Source organism: Fulvivirga kasyanovii (assembly GCF_009711405.1).
GTDB classification, from domain to species: Bacteria; Bacteroidota; Bacteroidia; order Cytophagales; family Cyclobacteriaceae; genus Fulvivirga; species Fulvivirga kasyanovii.
The window spans coordinates 1-289 of record NZ_SMLW01000033.1 but is presented as its reverse complement, the minus strand read 5'-3'; the positions used below and the strand labels follow the sequence as shown (position 1 = coordinate 289).

At 40.8% G+C, this 289-nt stretch carries 1 protein-coding gene; it reads right to left on the bottom strand.

The window, feature by feature from the left end; translation table 11 throughout:
• Positions 1 to 259 (bottom strand): hypothetical protein (locus tag E1163_RS00040; protein ID WP_155168503.1); only part of this gene is annotated, 259 nt, incomplete at its 3' end.
• Positions 260 to 289 lie beyond the last annotated feature (30 nt).

Here is a 289-nt window from a genome sequence, read left to right as displayed (position 1 = left end):
AAGTATAGAAAGTTGGAGGATCTTCGGAGTCTAAATAACGAGGGTTATAGGTTCCGTCGGCGTTTAGTTGAAACCCATGTTCGTAGTTGAGTAAAATATCGTTTGGGAAATTATGAGTTCCGCCATCCGGACCAATTGATATATAGGCATCCCATTTGCCTACTAACGAGTTTCTTAATGTATCACCTTCAAGCTCTCCCTCATCATCTCCACAAGCCACAAGCAGGATGCAAGCTAGCAGCCAATTAAGTTTTTTCATGTTGTTGTCTGTTTAGTCATATAGTCTCAA